This window comes from Sunxiuqinia sp. sy24 (genome assembly GCF_052677165.1).
Map to the genome: position 1 here is coordinate 111,478 of NZ_JBQYLH010000003.1, position 21,052 is coordinate 132,529.

Here is a 21,052-nt window from a genome sequence, read left to right on the forward strand (position 1 = left end):
AATTTATGAAAAAACGGATTTCTGCATTCCTAATTTAATGGAGGAACAACAAAAACCCGTTTTGTATTTTTTATGAGTAAAAAGTGCTACTGTACAAACTTCGTTCTTATAGAGGTTAGCAAATCAGTCAACTTAACAACTTGCTCTTTAGTCATCGATGTTGTTCCTTCCTCTAAAGCATAAATGGCATTGATACTGACAATGTCGGCATAAACATCGCTCAACAATTCCGAATCTTTATAAGTCTTCATCATGTTTTCCAATTTCATCAAAGGCTCTTTTTGAAACAGGATAGCTTCAATCAACTTTGGATTCTGAAAAGTATTTTCAGAAATATGCGTGGTTAAATACAAGCCTTCGATTACTGTTCCTGAAAGAACCAGGTAAGAAACTTCTGTTCTCCCTTGTTGATTCAGGTAGGAATAAGCATTCTGAAACATTCCCGTAATAATGTCAACCAACTGATCTTTATTATCCAAATTGGCTTCAATATTGTCGGCCAGATTTTCATTAAAAGCGGAAGTTAAGTCCAACTCACGCACTAAAATCTCACTGGCTTTAAAGTAATCCTGAACATCTGTTTTTTGATTGTATGTTGTTGCATAAGCCAAATCAGCGGTGTAAATTCCTAAATTGATAGCCCGTTCTTTTTCTGAAAAATAGCTTGGTGCTTTTTCTGCATCGCTGGAAATTCCAACAATGTAGCTGGCTTCAATTTCATTCAGCATGTTGGCTACATCGAAAGCTGAAGCTATAGGGTATGAATACTCTTCAATTTCTTCTTTAATCGTCTCCTCAACAAACTTAGGATCTGTCTTTTTTTCCTTTTTGTTGCCGGTACACGAGCTAAATCCAAAGACAATCAGCCCTGAAAAGATAGCGAAAGAAACGAATTTGTATGTTCTTGTTTTTCTCATGTTTATGGTTTTTAATTATACGTTATTTTTTTCATCCTGAAAGCCAGCTTGTCTGCATTCCACAACGGTCAGGTAGAGCAACTGGTGAAATTTTAAGCTAAAATAATATAAAATTGCTCGTAGTTGTATGAATTGGAAATGATTTTTCAGTTAATTAATTTATCGCGCACCAGAATTTACCACTTGTCAAATGATGCGTCAAATGGAGCTTTCAACACCAGACACGACATGGAGCATAGCAAACAAGAATTTACGACAGTCTAGAACTTATCAGCTTAATAAATTCTTCGCGCGTAGCTACCCGTTCAAACGCACCAGTAAAATCAGAAGTTGTAGTTATCGAATGCTGCTTCTGAATCCCTCGCATTTGCATGCACAGATGCTGAGCCTCAATAACCACAGCAACCCCAAGGGGATTCAGTGTCTCCTGAATACACTCCTTAATTTGTAAGGTTAAGCGTTCCTGCACCTGCAACCGGCGTGAAAACGCATCAACGACACGAGCTATTTTACTCAGCCCCGTAATGTAGCCATTAGGAATATACCCCACATGAGCCTTGCCAATAAAAGGCAACATGTGATGCTCACACATCGAATAAATTTCAATGTCTTTCACAATGACCATCTGCTTGTAATCTTCTTTAAACATAGCCGACCTCAGCATGGCCTCCGGGTCTTGCTCGTAACCTTGCAACAAAAACTGCATCGCTTTGGCTACCCGCAAAGGAGTCTTCTCCAAGCCTTCCCGACTAACATCCTCTCCCAACAAGCCAAGAATTTCGCGGTAGTGATCTCTAATTTTCTCGGTACTGGGTCTGTCAAATTTCTCAATGCGCTGGTAGCCGCTTCTTTTTCCGTTAAATGATTCTTCCATTTCAAAAATTACTCGAAACAGGTCGAAAACCTGTCACAATTCATAAGACAAAAGTATAAACTTATCTCAAAAACAGCCTGCTATCTTTTGACAAACAAGTCAAATGCTTGCCATCAGCTCCATTTACACCCCTGTAATGAATGATAATGGCGATTCAGTTAGGAGATAAATGCGTACTTTTAAGCCCAACAAAGCCTTTCATTCGGCGAATGAAAATATTTTTGTGATGATTTGACAATATTTTAACATTTTATAAGTTTGGCTTATTAAAAACCGAATGGTTGCTAAATCTGTCCCTATGATTGTTGTTACCGGAGCTGCAGGATTTATTGGAAGTTACATAGCTGGAAAGCTTAATCTGGAAGGATTTCGCGACCTAATACTAGTCGACAGATATACTGACCCGCTGAAAATCTCAAACTACATTTCGAAAACCTATACTAAATTGGTTGACCGGGATGATTTTTTCGAGTGGCTCAACGACAACCATCAGCGAGTGCAATGCATTATCCATCTGGGAGCCCGCACCGACACCATTGGTCGGGATCCTGAAATTTACCAGCAACTCAATTTCGACTACTCCAAACGAATTTGGAACAGTTGCATCCGATTTGGCTTGCCGCTAATCTATGCTTCATCGGCTTCAACATATGGTGATGGTCAATTTGGCTTTGATGATAATCACAGTCTGACCAGCCACTTTAAGCCCTTGAATTACTATGCTCAATCCAAGCACGACTTTGATTTATGGGCGTTGCAACAAGAGCAGACCCCCTCCTTTTGGGTAGGACTGAAATTCTTCAACGTATTTGGGCCAAACGAATACCATAAAGGACGCATGGCATCAGTCGTGTATCAAGCATTTCAGCGCATAAACGAGACCCAGGCAATGACTCTTTTCAGGTCGCATCATCCGGAATACAAAAATGGAGAACAGGCCCGTGATTTTATTTATGTGGAAGATGTGGCCCAAGTCATTCTGCACTTCATGAAAAACCAGACGCTTTCAGGAGTTTACAATGTAGGTACTGGTGTAGCCCGCAGTTACCTCGACTTGACAAAAGCCGTGTTTCGGGTCATGAATATCAAAGAGAACATCAACTTTGTGGATACCCCTGCAGATATCCGGGACAACTACCAATATTATACTTGTGCCAAAATCGATAAACTCAGAAAATCCGGCTACAGCAAGCCATTCTTCTCTTTGGAAGACGCCATTCAGGATTACATCAGCTCTTTTCTAACGGCGGAGTTCTGCTATTGAGCAAGCTTCAATCCTGATAAATCTCCGCTACGACAAACGGTTTCACGCTTAGTGATCGCGGGTAAAAACCCAGTTTTTCCCTTTAGAAAGTTCGTTGTTGAAATAGTAGCCATCCAGGTCGAACGCTTTCAAATCTTCCGGATTGGAAAGGTTATTCTGCACGATGAAGCGACTCATTAACCCACGGGCTTTTTTAGCGTAGAATGAAATAATCTTATACTTCCCGTTCTTTAAATCTTTGAATGCCGGGCTAATAATCTCCCCTTCTATTTTTTTCGAATCAACTGCTTTGAAATATTCATTTGAAGCCAGATTCACCAGCACCCCACTATTGTTTTGCAGATCTTCATTAATAGCCTTGCTTACTTTATCCTGCCAAAATTTGTATAAGTTTGCTTCGCCCTCTACTCCAAACTTCGTACCCATTTCCAGCCGGTAAGGCTGAATCAAGTCCAAAGGTTTCAGCACACCATAAAGCCCCGATAGAATGCGAATTTTCTCCTGGGCCACTTCAAAATCCCGTTCTGAAAAATGGCAGGCATCCAATCCCTGATAAACATCGCCGGTAAACGCCAAAACAGCCTGTTTGGCATTCGCCGGCGTGAAAGGAGTTTTCCATGTTTGGTTGCGCTCAAAGTTAAGCTCACCCAACTTATCCGAAATCCCCATCAACTGAGATAAGTCTCCGGGGGAAAGTTTCTTCAGTTCCTTATTAATCAGTCTGGCTTCTTTCAAAAAAGCCGGTTGTGAATATTTTTCGGTAACCGGCTTTGACTCAAAGTCCAATGATTTGGCTGGTGAAATAAGTAAGAGCATAATTTCAGTTTTTGTGCATTTAAAACAAGCCAAAAATCAAAATGTTTAACTACTTCAGCTCAAGCAAAACCACATTTTCCACATGGTGTGTATGTGGAAACATATCCACCGGCTGAATTTTCACAACCCGGTATTTTTCATCCAAAATAGCCAGATCACGCGCTTGCGATGCGGGATTACAGCTCACATAAACGATTTTACGGGGAGCCACATTCAAGATAGTTTTAACTACATCTTCGTGCATTCCAGCTCTTGGCGGGTCGGTAATAATCACTTCCGGTTGTCCATTTTCGGCAATAAATGCCTCATTCAACACGGCTTTCATATCTCCGGCATAAAAACTGGTATTATCAATACCGTTTATTTCTGAGTTGATTTTAGCATCTTCAATGGCCTCAGGAACATACTCCACACCCACCACTTTTTGAGCTTTCGATGCCACAAAGTTAGCAATGGTTCCGGTGCCGGTATATAAGTCATACACTACTTCATCACCTGACAAGTCGGCAAATTCGCGGGCTACCTTATACAATTCGTAAGCCTGCTCAGAGTTGGTCTGGTAAAAACTTTTCGGCCCTATTTTGAACCGAAGTCCTTCCATGTCCTCAAAAATATGATCGCGTCCTTGGAAAGTAATGATTTCCTGATCCGTGATTGTATCGTTCCCTTTTGTGTTAATAACATACATCAGCGATGCCAAATCCGGAAATTCCGCTGCAATCGCATTTAGCAAACCTTCGCGTTTTTCAACGTCTTCCTGATAAAACGCAAGAATCAGCATGGTTTCGCCCGTTGAAGCCCTACGAACAATCATATTGCGCAAAAAGCCCTCCTGATTCCGGATATCAAAAAATTCCAATCCATGCTCCAAGGCATACGACCGGACAAAATTCCGGATTGCGTTAGACGGATCTGGCTGTAACCAGCATTTTTCAACATCAACAATTTTATCGAACATGCGTGGAATATGAAAACCCAGCGCATTCATCTTCTCGGGCTCTACCTCCAAGTCCATCTCCTCTTTGGTCATCCACCGCTTATTCGAAAAACTAAACTCCAGTTTATTCCGGTAGAAGGTATCTTTTGCCGACCCCATAATAGGCGAAATAGTAGGCAATTCAACCCGAGCCAACCGCTGTAACTGGTCAGCCACCTGCTTTTGCTTGTAAAAAAGTTGCTTCTCATACGGCAAAAATTGCCATTTACATCCCCCACAAATTCCAAAGTAAGCACAAAAGGCTTCTACGCGGTCAGCCGATTTTTCATGCACCTGCACAACCCGGGCCTCTTCATAACTTTTACGTTTTTTTGTCACCTGCAAGTCCACTACATCGCCCGGAATAACGTGAGTTGTAAAAACAACCTTCTCATTTACACGTGCAATAGCTTTCCCTTCAGCACCAATGTCGGTTATCGTAACTTGCTCATAAAAAGGCTTATTTCTGCGGTTTCGTCCCATGGTATCATCTATATTTTCTGCAAAAATAGAAAAATGAATGATACCCCGAAGTGAGATTCGTCGTAGACTTGATAAGAAACGAGATAAAGCCGCAATCGATCGCCCTATAAACGTGGATTCTTAAAATCAAAATTAGATACAGGCTCACTACAAAGTCGGTAATAAAATAACCACTAAAGCACTCTAGATCGAATAAACCGAAAATTTCAGCTGGATTGTCTTATCTTTGCACTTCAATTTTTGAATTATTATGATTTCAGTTGATCAGTTAGTTGTTAGTTTTGGAGGATTTGAGCTTCTAAAGAAGATTTCGTTTTTAATTACCCCTAAGGACCGGATAGGTCTGGCAGGAAAAAACGGAGCCGGAAAGTCTACCTTATTAAAAATTATTGCCGGGCATCAACCGCCTAGTGAAGGGTCGGTTGTTGTTCCCAAAGATACTCGCGTTGGTTATTTACCTCAGCACATGAAGGTTGCTGACGAGCATTCCGTTTTTGATGAAGCAAAAAAAGCCTTTGATGAAATTCTACAGATCAAGGACCAAATTGACCACATCAACCACCAGATCTCCACACGTGAAGATTACGAATCAGACGAGTACATGCACCTGATTACACAGGTAACTGAACTGAATGATCGTTACCATTTGGTGGGTGGCGTTAATTTAGAAGCTGAAATTGAACAAACACTCCTCGGCTTGGGATTCAAACGCAGTGATTTTACACGAGCGACATCGGAGTTCAGCGGGGGCTGGCGGATGCGAATTGAATTAGCCAAGATTCTGCTAAAAAAGCCGGATGTTTTTCTGCTGGATGAGCCGACCAACCACCTCGATATTGAATCGATCCAATGGTTGGAAGACTTTCTGAAAACATATTCCGGAGCCGTGGTTTTAGTCTCGCACGACCGAGCCTTTTTAGATGCAGTAACCAACCGAACTATCGAGATTTCGTTAGGCAAAATATACGATTATAAAGCCAACTACTCGCGCTACCTTGTTCTGAGACAAGAAAACCGCGAGACACAGCTGGCGGCCTATAAAAATCAACAAAAACTGATTGAAGAAACCGAAAAATTTATTGACCGTTTTCGCTACAAAGCCACCAAAGCCGTGCAGGTACAATCGCGATCAAAAATGCTCGACAAGATGGACCGGATTGAAATTGAAGAAGAAGACAACTCGCGATTGAATATTCGCTTTCAACCACCGGAACGCTCAGGAACCATTGTCGCTGACTGCAAACACCTGACTAAAAAATATGGTGATCTACTCGTGCTTGACGACATCCATTTGATGATTGAACGGGGCGAAAAAGTAGCCTTTGTAGGCAAAAATGGTGAAGGAAAAACAACGCTGGCTCGCATCATCCTAAATGAGCTCGAACACCATGGGACCTTAAAAATTGGGCACAATGTTAAGATTGGCTATTTTGCGCAAGACCAGGCACAGCGGCTGGATGAAAAGCTATCCGTGCTCGAAACCATTGACCAGATTGCTGTAGGTGACGTACGAACTAAAATCAGGGATATCCTTGGCGCCTTTATGTTTTCGGGCGAAGATGTAGATAAAAAAGTAAAGGTGCTTTCCGGAGGTGAACGCTCACGGCTGGCAATGATCCGGCTGATGCTGGAACCCGTGAATTTTCTGGTTATGGATGAACCAACTAACCACTTAGACATCCGCTCAAAAGAGATGCTGAAACAGGCCCTAGCCAGCTATGAAGGAACAGTATTGATCGTATCGCACGACCGTGAATTCCTGGATGGATTGGTGAATTGCATTTATGAATTCAAAGACCGAAAGATCAAGCAACACTTGGGTGGTATTTATGAGTTTTTGCGCCGAAAAAAAATGGATTCTATGAAAGAACTGGAGCGTAAAAACCAAGGGAATCAGGTCTCCGAAAAAAAAGAAAGACCTCAGCAAGTTGAAAACAAACTGAGCTACGAAGAACGCAAGGAGATCAACAAAAATATTAGTCGGCTGGAGAAACAAACAGCGCTGGCCGAAGAGACCATTACCGAATTGGAAAACAAAATTGAAGAGCTTGATAAGAAAATGACAAAACCAGGAGCCATCAATGATTCCAACATTTTTGAACAATACGATCAGTTAAAAGCCAGGCTCGAGCAAGTGATGCATGATTGGGAAGCCAACCTGGAAGAATATGAATCTTTGAAATTACAAAAAACATGGTAAGCATGAACCAACCACAAAAAAATACCGACGATTTTATTTTTGGCATCCGTGCCGTCATTGAAGCCATTGATTCCGGGAAAGAAGTTGAAAAAATACTGATCAAAAAAGGATTGGGTGGAGATCTGTTTAAGGAACTTTTCGAAAAAATCAGGGAACACCAAGTTCCGTTTCAATATGTTCCGCTGGAAAAAATAAACCGCATCACCCGTAAAAACCACCAGGGCGTGCTTGCCTTCATTTCACCAGTTACTTTTTATGATGTGGAGAACTTTCTGCCCGGACTGTTTGAAGCCGGCAAAAACCCGCTCATCCTTGTGCTGGACCAGGTAACTGATGTGCGTAACTTCGGAGCCATCGTCCGTACGGCTGAATGTGCCGGAGTTGACGCTATTATGATTCCAGAAAAAGGAGCCGCACGTATCAATGCTGATGCCGTAAAAACTTCGGCTGGTGCCTTACATCTTGTTCCTATTTGCCGAACAAAAGACCTGAAACGAAGTATTGTTTTCCTGAAGGAATCTGGCTTAAAAATTGCTGCCGCCACTGAAAAATCTTCGGATAACTATACTGAAGAAGATCTTACCGGGCCAACAGCCATTGTGATGGGATCGGAAGAAAGAGGTATTGAAAAACAAATCTTGAATTTAGCCGACGCGCAGGTTCAAATTCCGATTCTTGGAAAAATTGAATCGTTAAATGTATCCGTTGCAGCCGGCCTATTGGTTTATGAAGCAGTCAGACAACGGCTTCATCATTCGTGAATTGGAACCTGACGCTTGAAGGTTTCTTCCAGCGAAATAAAGGTTTCCGTACTTGATATTCCGGAAATTTTCTGGACCTTATCACTTAAGATCTCTTTTAAGTGCTCATTATCACGGGCATACACTTTTACAAAAATAGCGTATTGCCCTGTGGTATAATGGCACTCGACGATCTCTGAAATCTCCTTTAGCTGCTTGGCTACATCTTCGTAAAAGCCACCTTTTTCTAGGAACACGCCAACATAGGTGCAGGTCGTGTAATCCACCTTCTTAGGATCGATGTGATAGCCCGAACCCGTTATTACTTTCATTTCAATCATCCGGTTCACCCGCTGATGAACGGCAGCCCTCGAAATACCAACATCTGCAGCAACATCCTTAAAAGGAATCCGTGCATTCTTTGTTATAATGTCCAGAATATGTAAGTCAATCTGGTCCAAGTTGTTTCGTAGTGTCATATTTTATCTTCTGACTTAAATTATTGCATCCAAAAGTAGGCAAATTTTAGCAGATAGTTAAATTACGAGTACCGAATCTTTCAATATGAAAATATAGATTTTTCAGGTTTCGCTTCAGCTATGCCCATAAAAACCTACAGGCCAGAAACTTCAGCAACAGACAAAAACAAAACAGGGCACACATGAGATATCACTATGATGCACACACCATGTAGTTAATATCCTTTTGCTATCTTTGTCGCACAACAGAGACCACATTGACAATAATCATCACCAATTTGGTCTAATTAGGCACACAATTGAACGTAAAACTTAACACTAAAGATAAAATGAAAAACATGAAACTCAGTTGGCTTTTGATGCTCTTATTATTAATCCTATTAGCTTTCGCAGGGGTATTCTACCCCAGTGGATTTGGCGGATTGGATGACCCCAATATCAACTCCGGAGATGTGGCCTGGATGTTAACGGCTACAGCACTGGTCCTTTTAATGACTCCCGGCCTTGCCTTCTTTTACGGGGGGATGGTTCAACCCCGAAACATTCTATCGACCATGCTACAAAGTTACATCGCCATGGGCTTGATTAGCGTATTATGGGTTATTGTAGGTTTCAGCCTGGCTTTTGGTGAAAGTGTTGGTCCCGATGGATTCGGATTAGTAGGCAATCCCATGACCTTCTTCATGTTTAAAGGCGTAAGTGGAGCGACCCATCCTGATTTGGCTCCTACCTTTCCACTAGCTTTATTCGCCATGTTTCAGCTGAAATTTGCCATTATCACTCCCGCTCTTATAACCGGGTCCTTTGCCGGCCGGGTTCGCTTTCGAGCCTATATGCTGTTCATGGTTTTGTTCACCTTGTTTATTTATGCTCCTTTGGCACACTGGACCTGGCACCCCAACGGTTTTCTGCGCAACTGGGGCGTCCTCGATTTTGCCGGAGGTACCGTGGTTCACATGTCGGCTGGATTTGCCGCCTTGGCCGGAGCTCTGTTCCTTGGCAAACGAAAAGATTTTTCAAAAGAATTCAAACCGGCCAACATTCCCTTCGTGCTGTTGGGCGCAGGCATGTTGTGGTTTGGCTGGTTTGGCTTCAACGCCGGCTCTGCTCTGGGAGCCAATTCCATAGCAGCACTGGCCCTGATGAACACCAACACGGCATCGGCCGCCGCCATGTTAGCCTATCTATTTTTCGACATGGCAAAAGGCAAAAAGCCCAGTGGCATGGGAGCCGCTATCGGACTGGTTGTTGGACTGGTTGCCATTACGCCAGCTGCCGGCTTGGTCAATGTTGGCGCCAGTATTTTCATTGGTGTTGTAGCCGCATTAGTCAGCAACTACGCTATTGAACTTCGCTCGAAAACCCGACTGGATGATACCTTGGATGTTTTTCCAGCGCATGGCATGGGGGGAATTGTCGGGATGCTGCTCACTGCTGTTTTTGCCCAGGAAGTAGGCCTAATTTATGGCGAGACGACCACTTTCCTGTATCATCTACTCACCTTGCTTATCGTGGGGGTTTTCACCTTTGGAGGCTCCTACCTGCTGTATAAGATTACCGACATGATTGTTCCACTGCGGGTTTCTCCTCAGTCTGAGAAAATAGGGTTAGACCTGAGCCAACACAACGAATCCTACGATTTTGAATACAAAAGCGAAAAATCTTTCTAACAAACTGTTCTCTCTCTTAACAACAAAAAACTCCCGGCGCTGGGAGTTTTTTGTTGTTTTATCTTAGTAAAAATTGTTTTCAAATTAGGGCACAGGAATCAGTCGGACTATCTTACCTGGATTTTCAATCGCTAAATACACATAGCCATCCGGACTCATCTCCACATTACGTACACGGCCAATTCCTTCCAGCAATTTTTCCTGGTGAATGACCTTACCATCTTCCATTACCACCCGCTCAACATACATAAAGCGCAGAGAGCCAACAAGGATATTATTTTTCCAATTTTCGTATCGATCTCCTTTCACAAAGGTAGTCCCGCAGGGAGCAATGGAGGGTACCCAATAAGTGACCGGCTGCTCCATGCCTTCTTTCTCCGTAAGTTCAGTAAAGGTCGTTCCATCGTAATTAATGCCATAGGAAATAACAGGCCAACCATAATTAAGCCCGGGCTTAATCAAGTTCAATTCATCGCCGCCACGAGGACCATGCTCTGTCTCCCAAATCTCGCCGGTTTCGGGGTTCATACAAGTTCCTTGCGGATTGCGGTGCCCATATGAATAGATGCTTGGCATTGCTCTTGGCGTATCGATAAACGGGTTATCTTCCGGAATTGACCCATCATCATGAATTCGATGAATTTTACCACTATGATTGCTCAAGCTCTGCGGATTGACATCGCGGTTACCACGGTCGCCTATCCCAAAGAAAAGATCCCCCTCTTTATCAAACTCCAGCTTACAGCCCCAGTGATGTCCCTTATTCGAATCAGGTGCTCCGTCAAAAATAACTTCCTGATCGACCAGCTGATTACCGTTGAGCCGGGCACGCATCACATTGGTGCAGCCTTCGTCTTTGGTCTTGTCTCCGTACCCTGAATAAGAAATGTACAGCCAGCCATTTTCTTCATAGTTGGGGTGCAATTCCAAATCCATCAGCCCACCCTGGCCTTTCACCATAATTTCGGGCAAACCCGATATTTCCTGCAACTCGTAATTGGAATAGCGATAAAGCTTAGCCGAACGCTCAGCAATCAGCAGATCACCATTGGGGAGAAACTCAAGCCCCCAGGGAACAGCTAAACCCGACACCACCGTATCAACCAGAAAGTTTTGCACTTCGGACTTGACCACTTGATTGCCGGAAAGAGCTGGCTTTAGTGTGCCTTTATCTTCCGGAATACCGGCTTTTACGTATTCAGCCAGTGCCGAAATTTCGTCAGTGGAGAAAGTTGCTTCAAAAGCCGGCATTCCCATTTCTTCCTGTCCAAAAGTAATGCTGTGAATGATGGCGGCATTGTCTTCACCATACATCCATTCCTTATCTTCAAATTTTTCAAGCTGATTGCCGTGACATCCGGCACAATAATTCTGATAGTTGTCAGCCGCCTGCTTCATTTGCTGTTCGCTATGCTGCCCGTTGCCAACTGAGCAACTTCCAAGCAGAAAAAGCAAAGCAACCAATGCGCCAGGGAGCTTGGTTAAATTTAGATTCATCTTTAAAAGCTTTAAGTCTTCATTCATCCCAACAAAAGTTGAACTAAAAAGTTAGCGCTTTTGTCGCAATTTTCTGAACTATTTAATAGAAATTAATCCCAGCAAGTTGCTGTAAGGCCAGTATCTGGCAATACAATACTGGTTTAGAATAGCTTCTTTAATCTATAAAGAACCAAACACACCTACGCATTTCTCAGTTCTGATTATTTAACCAGAAACTTTAAACAAACCGGCTCAGGAATTTCGATGCTTTTGCCTGTATAGGAAAGCGCTCCGGTTGACTGATCGACCCGAAATAAACTCACATTGTTACTCATCTGATTGGCCACCAGCAAAAATCCGCCGTCGGGCGACAAAGCAAAGTTACGTGGCCAATCGCCCTGAACAGACTCGGTATCCAGCAACTCCAGGGTGCCATCATCCTTTCTTGAAAAAACAGCAATGGAATTATGTCCACGATTTGAACTGTACACAAAACGTCCATCGGCACTCAAATGAATATCAGCCCCGTAACTAACTCCTTCGTGCTGATCGGGTAAAGCCGATACACTTTGGATAAGCTCAAACCCGCCTCCGTCCTTCGCTAATACGCTCACTTCCGAATTCAACTCACTCATCACATAAATAAACTGACCATCGGGTGAAAAAGCGAAATGTCGAGGGCCAGCGCCCGGGTTCATAGCTACATAGGCCTGTTCTGCAGCTTCAAACTGCTTGTTACTAGCGTCATATCGATAAAACTCAAGTTTATCGGTTCCCAAATCGGCTGAAATCAAAAGCTCACCCGAAAAATCAAATAAGGCCGAATGGGCATACGGCGCTGTTTGCCTTGTCGAGTCCGGGCCTGAACCAACATGCTGAATTTGCTGAAACGAATCGCTTAAGCTGCCATCTTCAGCCGCGCGGTAAAAGCTCAAACTACCACTGCTGTAATTGGAAGCCACCACAAACCGGCCGTCAGGCGAAACGGAAACATGACAAGGATGATACCCTTTTGTTGCTTTTTGGTTAATTTTCTCAAGCTCGCCCGACTCTCCAATGCGGTAAGCGGTAACCGAACCGCTATCGATTCCCGGGCTTTCCTTCACTTCCGAAACAGCATACAAATAATTTTGATCGGAAGAAACAGCCAGAAACGAAGGATTTTCCCGGTTTGGAGTAACAAACTTTTGCTCCAACTGGCCCGTTTCGTTATCGAAACGGTAACAATAAATCCCTTCGCTATCGCCTCCTGTGTAGGTTCCAACATATAAAAGGGTTTCCTTGGGCGAATTACACGAAACCAACAAAGTGGCTATCAAGACAATAAACAGCAGTAATTTTTTCATAGGGTTATTTTTTGAGGTCAAACTAAATGACCCATACCTTGTTAAATGATTTAGAATTAAACTTTAAAATAAAGGAAATGAACCTAAAAAAAACATTTATCGGTGTATTTATTTTATTTTTTTCGCTGAACAGCTACAGCCAGAAACTGGTTGAAGTTTGGCGTACAGGTCCAAACATGAAAACCCCCGAATCGGTCTATTACGATTCCGACAATCAAGTGATTTATGTGGCTAACATCAATGAAAACCCATCAGAAAAAGACGGCAATGGGTTTATTACCCAGCTAAACCCCGATGGAACGGTCAAAAAGATGGAATGGGTAAGCGGTCTGAGCGCGCCCAAAGGCATGGCCGTATTTGAAGGCAAACTTTATGTTTCGGACATTGATGAGCTGATTGAAATAGCTATCGACGGAGCAAAAATCACCAACCGCTATCCGGCGCCCGGGGCCATCTTCCTGAATGATGTCGCCGCATGTGGTAACGGAACGATCTTCGTTAGCGACAGTCGAACTAATAAAATTCATGCGCTAAAAGACGATGAGTTTACCGTATGGAAAGAAGGTGTAGAATTGGAAGGAATCAACGGCCTGTATACCGAAAAAGGGAAACTGTATATTGGCTCTCAAAAAATTCAAGTGGCCGATGTGAAAACGAAAAAGTTGATTGAACTACAAGACGACTGCCAGGGAATTGACGGACTTGAAAAAGATAACGAAGGCAACTTTGTATTTTCTAATTGGCCCGGTCGTATTTTCTATTTGGAAGATGGCCAAATGACGAAACTATGGGATTCGACTGCTGAGAAAATCAACACAGCTGATGTCTTTTTCGCCAAAGAGCTGAACTTACTTTTAGTGCCAACTTTTTTCGACAACCAGGTGGTTGCTTATAAAATTGAAAAATGATATCTTAATTGCTAATCTCCGTAATTGAATTAACCAACAATAACTCATTCAAAAAAACATCAAATTATGGCCAAAGGAAAAATAGCTGAAAAAAGCCCACTAATGATGGAAATGCAGCCAGGAACTTACTATTGGTGCGCCTGTGGAAAGAGTAATAACCAACCTTTTTGTGACGGGTCGCACAAAGGAAGCGAATTCACACCGAAGGAAGTCAAGATTGAAGAAGTGCAATCGGTGTTTTGGTGCCGGTGTAAGCAAACCAACAATCCCCCCTTTTGCGATGGGTCGCACAACGATCTTTAAAAAGAGCATCATAAGCTAAAAACAACTCAGTCTGCCAACTTCATTTTCTGAATCCCGGCGGACTGTTTTTTTTTGCAAAATCTTTTCCTCACAAAATAAAGCTGCTACTTAGCACCACTCACCTCCGCATGCCGGAAGCAACTAACCAAATGATCGTTGACCATACCTGTGGCCTGCATATGAGCATATACAATGGTTGATCCCACAAATTTAAAGCCCCGCTTTTTCAGGTCCTTGCTAATCTGGTCTGAAAGAGGTGTTTTGGCCGGAAGCTCGACAAGGGTTCCAAAATGATTCACTATCGGTTTAAAATCAACAAACGACCAAATATACTTGTCAAACGAGCCAAACTCCTTTTGAACGTCCAGAAAACACCGGGCATTGGTAACACTGGCCGCCACTTTCAGCCTATTCCGAATGATGCCTTCATTTTGCAGCAGCTGCTTTATTTTTGTGTCACCGTAGGCGGCCACTTTCTCCGGATCAAAATCATCATAAGCCTTACGATAGTTTTCCCGCTTGCGCAGCACCGTAAGCCAGCTCAAGCCAGCCTGTGCTCCTTCCAAAAGCAGAAATTCAAACAACTGCCGATCATCATGAACAGGCACTCCCCACTCTTGATCGTGGTAATCGATATATAAATCATTATTCAGACACCAGTCGCAGCGATGTTTCATTGGTCTAATTTTTGTTAAAAATTCAAAATTTGAATAAAAATACGAAAAACAAAGTCATCTGGGTTAAAATATTATTTTTGCTCTTTGTAAATTGCGATGCAAGAATTCGGGTTTCAGAAAAGAACAACTAAACCAAAGCGTATTGATGTGGCACCCTTTAAACATGGGGATAAGACAAACCAAGCATTATAATGCCAACAGCCCCATCTTTCAACTTTGCGAGTAAAGACTTAATAGATGAAAATCAAGCTATCCCTTTTATTTTTACTGCTTTCAAATCTGGCATTTAGTCAACTAAATATCAGTCACTACATTCGTGTAGGGCAAACCCGTATCCAGATTGGTAACTATGTTGGAGCCATTGAAAACTTCAACATCGTAATCAAGTTTAAGCCGCAACTACCCGAACCGTATTATTACCGAGGTGTTGCCAAACACCAGCTGGAAGACTTTAGGGGAGCGATAAAAGACTACAACACTGCCATCGGCATTAAACCCTTCTACCCCAGCGCATTTATGCATCGCGGACTGGCCTTCCTCGAGTTGAAGGATTATGACGCAGCCATTGATGATTATAACCGTGCGCTGGAGCTGGATCCAGACAATGAAGCAATTTACAACAACCGTGGAATTGCCAAGCTCTCGTTAAAAGATATTGAAGGAGCCGTTGCAGACTACACTAAAGCATTGGAGATTAACCCGAACTTCATCAATAGTTTCATCAACCGAAGCAATGCCAACATCCTGAAGGGCGACATCAAAGAAGCGATTCGCGATTTAAACCGAGCCATCATCATCCGCCCCCATTACGCCAATGCTTACTTGCTGCGTGGGCTAGCCCGTTTTGAACTGGAAGATTTTGCAGCGGCCCTGCGCGATTTTGATCAAACTATCAAGCTGGATCCGCAAAATGCCTACGCCTACAACAACCGTGGGATTGTCAAGCAACGACTGGAAGACTACCAAGGCGCCATCATGGACTACGACCTTGCTCTGTCAATCAATCCGACTTTACCCAATGCTTATTTTAATCGGGGAATTGCAAAAGAGGTGCTTGAACAGCCGGGCTACGAGCAAGACTACGAAATAGCTGCCAAACTTGATCCGCGCTTAAACATCAGGCAGCACGCGCTGGAAGAAGGCGCATTAGCCCAGCAGCAGCAACAACAAACCACACAGGGTAAACAATCGGGGTCAGCCGGACAACAGCAAGCTCAAAACACGCAGCAGAAAAAAGAAGAGAAGCAAGAAGAAACACAGGAGCAACGCGACCGACGACGCTTTCGCCTGTCGCTGGCAGACACCCGCAACCTGCCGACGGATGAAGACGAAGAAATTGAAGACGGACGCATTCAAAACCGAAATATCATCATTGAACTACAGGACATCTTCGTGATTTCATCGTACAGCCAAAACCAGATTGATTACGAACGGCTACAATATTACAACCTGTCGCTGGAAGAACTGAACCGGTTTAACAACTACACTCCGCAAATGATCATCAGCAATGTTGAGAACACGAACTTTGACGATTATTTCCGCAATAATATTCTTTATTTCAACGAAAAGATAAAAACAAACCCAATAGCAGAGCACTACCTGAGCCGCGGGATTTTTAAATTCCTGGTAAGCGAGTACAACGACGCGATGAATGATTTCAACAAGGCCATTGAGTTGGATAAGGAGAATACCTTAGCTCATTTTTGTCGTGCTAATTGTCGTACCGAGATGGTTCAACTCTTAGAGTCGTTGACCGACTTTTCGGAAGATTTAACAATCCCGGTTGGAACCACTGCTACCCCGGAAGACCAGCATTCAGAATTCATCAATGAATATGAAAACATTCTTGACGATTACCAGGTTGGTGCGTTTATCGATCCGAATTTCCCGTTTGCCTATTACAATAAAGCCTACATTCTTTGTAAACTAGGACGCTACCAGGAAGCCATCCGCAACCTCGACAAAGCCATCGAATTACAACCCGACTTTGCGGAAGCCTATTTTAACCGGGGGTTGACTAAAATTTACCTCGATGAACTTGAAGGTGGCGCCAGCGACTTAAGTAAAGCCGGAGAACTGGGCATCCAGGATGCTTACAACATCATCAAACGGTATTGCAACTAAACACGCAACAAAACCTAAAAAGAATCAAGCGCAACAGGCGAACGCCAAGAAAAAAAAACGAAGTAACTTTGCGGCAAACACCATTTAAAGCATAGATTAATGAGTTTATCTCCCCTTGCAGAACGACTACGTCCCAAAAAACTGGACGACTATATTGGACAGGATCACCTGGTTGGCGAAGGAGCTGTTTTGCGTAAAATGATTCAATCGGGCAACATTTCTTCCATCATTTTATGGGGACCTCCCGGTGTTGGCAAAACCACGCTGGCCAAAATTATTGCCAACACCCTTGATCGGCCCTTTTACACCCTTAGCGCCATCAACTCGGGGGTTAAAGATGTACGAGAGGTGATTGATAAAGCCCGCAAACAGCAGTTTTTCAATCATCCCAATCCCATTTTATTCATCGATGAGATTCACCGGTTTAGCAAGTCGCAGCAAGATTCGCTGCTGGGAGCCGTAGAACAGGGTACCGTAACTTTGATTGGAGCCACGACAGAGAACCCGTCCTTCGAAGTCATCTCGCCACTTCTCTCACGCTGCCAGGTTTACGTTCTGAAACACCTTGATAAGGAAGGACTCATGAAAATATTGGAGCTGGCTATCCAGAAAGATACCGATCTCAAGCAGAAAGAGATCGTGATCAACGAATACGAGTCACTTCTTCGTTTTTCAGGAGGCGATGCCCGCAAATTACTCAATATCCTGGAGCTGGTCGTGCTGGCCGAAGAAGGCCCCGAGATTGTGATCACCAACGAAAAAGTCACGGAGCGACTACAAAGTAACTCGGCCATTTACGACAAAACTGGCGAGATGCACTACGATATCATTTCAGCCTTTATCAAAAGTATACGGGGCAGCGACCCTGATGCTGCGGTGTACTGGCTAGCCCGAATGATTGAAGGAGGTGAAGACATCAAATTCATTGCCCGTCGACTGCTCATTTCCGCGGCAGAAGATGTGGGGTTGGCCAATCCGAACGCACTGCTACTGGCACAAAGCTGCTTCGATGCCGTCCATAAAATCGGACCGCCCGAGTCGCGTATCATTTTGTCGGAATGCACCATCTATCTGGCTACTTCGCCAAAAAGTAACTCGGCCTACGAAGCCATCAACATGGCGCAACAGTTGGTGAAACAAACGGGTAATTTACAGGTTCCGCTGCATATACGAAACGCGCCCACCAAGCTAATGAAACAGCTGGGCTACGGCAAAGATTACAAATATGCGCATGCCTATAAAAACAACTTTGCCGAGCAAGATTTTCTTCCCGAAGAAATAAAAAAGGAGCGCTTATACCGACCACAGCAAAATGCATCAGAACTAAAAATCATGGAACGTCTAAAAGCTTGGTGGGGCAAGCGATTTGAAAGGTAGCATTTCGGTTTTATTCCTTTTCTGCGAAAATTCAAACAACAAAAAGCTGAAGCTCAAGACGGGTAAAGATGCTGGATATTTAAGAGCTCTAGAAGCTCCAAAAACAATTCCTCTGCTCTGTTGTTCTTCTGAAAAAATAGCTCAAGACAATTGAACAGATGGGTAAAACAGCATGTAAAAAGAAGGATTACAAAGAACCTGAAGATCCAAAATATTACTGTAAAAAGTGCCAGCTAAAGGCCACCAAGGAAAGCAAAGTTTGCAAACCAAAGAAAATCAAATAGCCCACTATGAAAAAATGGCTTCTCTCCTTCGCTGCCTTTGTTTTTAGCCTTCACTCACATGCTCAGGATATTGGGCTGCAGGAAAATGCAAGCTCACTGAAAGATTCTGTGATTTCCATCGATGAAGTGACGGTTCATGCTTTTCACTATGAAAGAAGGTTAAAGGAAGTGCCGGCGGCCATCTCAATCCTTTCGGCCAAACAACTGGAGCAAAGCGCCTTGCAATCCATTGATTTCGTGCTGAATCAGGTGCCGGGAGTCTATATGCAAAGTGCCAGTCTAACCACCAACCGATTGACAATTCGTGGCATAGGCAGCCGCACACCATATGCTTCAAATAAAATCAGGGCCTACTATGCTGGTATTCCGCTGACCAACGGCGTTGGCGAAACTTCTATCGAAGACTTAAACCAGTCGGTTTTGTCCAGCGTGGAAATTATTAAAGGACCGGCATCGGGCTTTTATGGCGCAGGGCTGGGAGGCACTTTGCTGTTTCAAACCATTCACCCCACCCAAAACAGACTCGTCGTGGACTATGGCGTGGGCTCGCACCAAACGCGGGAGTTCAACGGCAACCTCTACCTGACTGGGAAAAACAGCAGCAACCAACTCTCCATCGAACAACTCAACTCGGCTGGCTACCGCGACAACAACGCCACCGACCGGGTCAATCTAAACTATGTCGGGCAGTTTAAAATAGGAAAGCACCAGCTCAATTTGCTGGTGAACCACACCGACCTGAAGGCGTTTATCCCAAGTTCATTGAATATGGAAATGTTTACCACGCATCCACAGCAAGCCGCTGCTAATTGGGGAGCCATTCGGGGTTACGAAGATTACCAAAAGACGCTGATGGGCGCTTCGCTTATTTCCAGTTGGATCAACAACTGGCGATCGACCCTGAGCGTGTTTGGGCTAAATCGTACTGCGGATGAATTGCGCCCGTTTAATTTTCTAACCGAAGAAAATCACTATTATGGCGGCCGGTTTGTGCTTGAAAAAACGATTGCAACCAGCAATGGGAACTGGAAACTGATGCTGGGCAACGAAAGCTTTTGGGAGGGATACGACTGGGAGACCCTTGAAAATACCAGCGATAAAACTACTGGCAAATCCCTGTCGGACAACCAGGAAGAACGCAACTACATCAATATATTTGGACAGATAGAATACCTGTTGGCCGATCAACTGCGAATTTCGGCCGGAGTCAACCTCAACAAAACTCGTTACAACTATACTGATTTACTGGTGCCCGATGGCAATCAATCGGGCCAACACACTTTTAACACGATTCTTTCCCCCCGGGTGGCAATCAACTATTCACTCAGCAAGAACCACAATCTGTATGCGCAAATGAGTCATGGTTTTTCGCCTCCAAGTCTGGAAGAAACCCTGCTCCCCGAAGGAAGTCGCAACACCGGCATTCAACCTGAAACAGGCTGGAATTACGAGCTGGGAAGTCGGGGGTATTTATTCGATAAATTGTATTACGACATTTCCGCCTACTTTATGGTTATTAAAAACCTATTGGTTGCCCGCCGCGTAGGCGAAGATGCTTACCTGGGAATCAACGCGGGGAAAACAGCGCACCCCGGACTGGAATATTATTTCCAATATAAGCTTCCAACAGCGGGAACAAATTGGCGACACCAGCTTATTGCCAACGGAAGCTATTCGCCCTATTACTTCGTAGATTTTGTAGATGGCGAAAACGACTATTCAAATAAAAAGCTTACTGGAACACCCCGATATCAGACTAATTTCAGCTACGTCTTGAGCTTGAAGCAGTGGGCCCGGATTCAACTGCACTATCAGCAAGTTGGTAGAATTCCGCTGCGCGACGACAACTCCGTCCATTCCGATGCTTACGGCCTGCTGAATGCTAACCTTCAATTTTTAAAATCGTGGGGGAAGCTACAAGCCAAAGCTCTATTTGCAATGAATAATCTGGCGGATACGCATTATAGTTCGATGGTACTGATTAATGCCAGCTCATTTGGAGGCAACGCTCCACGCTACTATTACCCAGGCACACCGCGCAACCTAAGTTTCCGCCTGAAATTAGCATACCTCTTTTAAAATAGAAGACTACCCGGCTCTATAAAAAAGCATGATTTCCCTGATGATTGGTGTCT

At 43.7% G+C, this 21,052-nt stretch carries 17 protein-coding genes; 9 read left to right on the top strand and 8 right to left on the bottom strand.

The annotated features are described in order from the left end of the window. Positions 1-86 precede the first annotated feature (86 nt). Together ACUNWA_RS04125 and folE are read right to left on the bottom strand one after the other, a co-directional pair. Positions 87-917: a hypothetical protein gene (locus tag ACUNWA_RS04125; protein ID WP_445590614.1), complete on the bottom strand. Its 831-nt coding sequence runs from the start codon at positions 915-917 to the stop codon at positions 87-89. A gap of 250 nt (positions 918-1,167) precedes the next feature. Further along, positions 1,168-1,791, bottom strand: coding sequence for a GTP cyclohydrolase I FolE (folE, locus tag ACUNWA_RS04130; RefSeq protein WP_445590615.1), 624 nt, complete (start codon positions 1,789-1,791; stop codon positions 1,168-1,170). A 298-nt stretch (positions 1,792-2,089) separates the two neighbouring features. Here folE and rfaD point away from each other — a divergent pair, with 298 nt between their 5' ends. Next, positions 2,090-3,055, top strand: a complete 966-nt coding sequence (gene rfaD, locus ACUNWA_RS04135; RefSeq protein ID WP_445590616.1) for an ADP-glyceromanno-heptose 6-epimerase — start codon at positions 2,090-2,092, stop codon at positions 3,053-3,055. 48 nt (positions 3,056-3,103) lie between these two features. Here the strand turns inward: rfaD and yaaA are convergent, their stop codons facing one another. Beyond that, the gene (gene yaaA, locus ACUNWA_RS04140; RefSeq protein ID WP_445590617.1) at positions 3,104-3,871 is read right to left on the bottom strand and encodes a peroxide stress protein YaaA; all 768 of its coding nucleotides are present in this window, start codon (positions 3,869-3,871) and stop codon (positions 3,104-3,106) included. 49 nt (positions 3,872-3,920) lie between these two features. Next, the gene (rlmD, locus tag ACUNWA_RS04145) at positions 3,921-5,330 is read right to left on the bottom strand and encodes a 23S rRNA (uracil(1939)-C(5))-methyltransferase RlmD (protein WP_445590618.1); all 1,410 of its coding nucleotides are present in this window, start codon (positions 5,328-5,330) and stop codon (positions 3,921-3,923) included. A gap of 250 nt (positions 5,331-5,580) precedes the next feature. On the opposite strand from rlmD, the gene ACUNWA_RS04150 reads away from it, so the two are divergent. Together ACUNWA_RS04150 and rlmB are read left to right on the top strand one after the other, a co-directional pair. Then, a complete protein-coding gene (locus ACUNWA_RS04150; protein ID WP_445590619.1) occupies positions 5,581-7,530 on the top strand; it encodes an ABC-F family ATP-binding cassette domain-containing protein in 1,950 nt (649 codons plus the stop codon). Positions 7,531-7,532: 2 nt separating this feature from the next. After that, positions 7,533-8,291: a 23S rRNA (guanosine(2251)-2'-O)-methyltransferase RlmB gene (rlmB, locus tag ACUNWA_RS04155; RefSeq protein WP_445590620.1), complete on the top strand. Its 759-nt coding sequence runs from the start codon at positions 7,533-7,535 to the stop codon at positions 8,289-8,291. Here rlmB and ACUNWA_RS04160 read toward each other — a convergent pair. After that, a complete protein-coding gene (locus tag ACUNWA_RS04160) occupies positions 8,282-8,749 on the bottom strand; it encodes an Lrp/AsnC family transcriptional regulator (protein WP_445590621.1) in 468 nt (155 codons plus the stop codon). The two genes, rlmB and ACUNWA_RS04160, sit on opposite strands and share 10 nt — an antisense overlap. Before the next feature lie 338 nt (positions 8,750-9,087). On the opposite strand from ACUNWA_RS04160, the gene ACUNWA_RS04165 reads away from it, so the two are divergent. Continuing rightward, positions 9,088-10,419: an ammonium transporter gene (locus ACUNWA_RS04165; protein ID WP_445590622.1), complete on the top strand. Its 1,332-nt coding sequence runs from the start codon at positions 9,088-9,090 to the stop codon at positions 10,417-10,419. An 84-nt stretch (positions 10,420-10,503) separates the two neighbouring features. On the opposite strand, the gene ACUNWA_RS04170 is transcribed toward ACUNWA_RS04165, so the two are convergent. Both ACUNWA_RS04170 and ACUNWA_RS04175 read right to left on the bottom strand, forming a co-directional pair. Further along, positions 10,504-11,916, bottom strand: coding sequence for a PQQ-dependent sugar dehydrogenase (locus ACUNWA_RS04170; protein WP_445590623.1), 1,413 nt, complete (start codon positions 11,914-11,916; stop codon positions 10,504-10,506). 203 nt (positions 11,917-12,119) lie between these two features. Next, entirely contained in the window at positions 12,120-13,244 is a 1,125-nt protein-coding gene (locus ACUNWA_RS04175) for a lactonase family protein (protein ID WP_445590624.1), read from the bottom strand. A gap of 77 nt (positions 13,245-13,321) precedes the next feature. On the opposite strand from ACUNWA_RS04175, the gene ACUNWA_RS04180 reads away from it, so the two are divergent. Together ACUNWA_RS04180 and ACUNWA_RS04185 are read left to right on the top strand one after the other, a co-directional pair. After that, on the top strand, positions 13,322-14,152 hold the full coding sequence (locus tag ACUNWA_RS04180) for a hypothetical protein (protein ID WP_445590625.1): 831 nt from the start codon (positions 13,322-13,324) through the stop codon (positions 14,150-14,152). Between the two features lie 66 nt (positions 14,153-14,218). Continuing rightward, positions 14,219-14,455, top strand: coding sequence for a CDGSH iron-sulfur domain-containing protein (locus ACUNWA_RS04185; protein WP_445590626.1), 237 nt, complete (start codon positions 14,219-14,221; stop codon positions 14,453-14,455). A 104-nt stretch (positions 14,456-14,559) separates the two neighbouring features. On the opposite strand, the gene ACUNWA_RS04190 is transcribed toward ACUNWA_RS04185, so the two are convergent. Next, positions 14,560-15,132, bottom strand: a complete 573-nt coding sequence (locus ACUNWA_RS04190; protein ID WP_445590627.1) for a DNA-3-methyladenine glycosylase I — start codon at positions 15,130-15,132, stop codon at positions 14,560-14,562. A gap of 237 nt (positions 15,133-15,369) precedes the next feature. Between ACUNWA_RS04190 and ACUNWA_RS04195 the strand changes: the two genes are divergently transcribed. The 3 genes from ACUNWA_RS04195 (at position 15,370) to ACUNWA_RS04205 (ending at position 20,996) form a co-directional block, all read left to right on the top strand. Beyond that, entirely contained in the window at positions 15,370-17,256 is a 1,887-nt protein-coding gene (locus tag ACUNWA_RS04195; RefSeq protein WP_445590628.1) for a tetratricopeptide repeat protein, read from the top strand. Positions 17,257-17,355: 99 nt separating this feature from the next. Next, on the top strand, positions 17,356-18,633 hold the full coding sequence (locus tag ACUNWA_RS04200; protein WP_445590629.1) for a replication-associated recombination protein A: 1,278 nt from the start codon (positions 17,356-17,358) through the stop codon (positions 18,631-18,633). 290 nt (positions 18,634-18,923) lie between these two features. Continuing rightward, positions 18,924-20,996 carry a TonB-dependent receptor gene (locus ACUNWA_RS04205; protein ID WP_445590630.1) on the top strand — a complete coding sequence of 691 codons (2,073 nt, stop codon included), beginning with the start codon at positions 18,924-18,926 and terminating at the stop codon, positions 20,994-20,996. Positions 20,997-21,052: the final 56 nt, after the last annotated feature.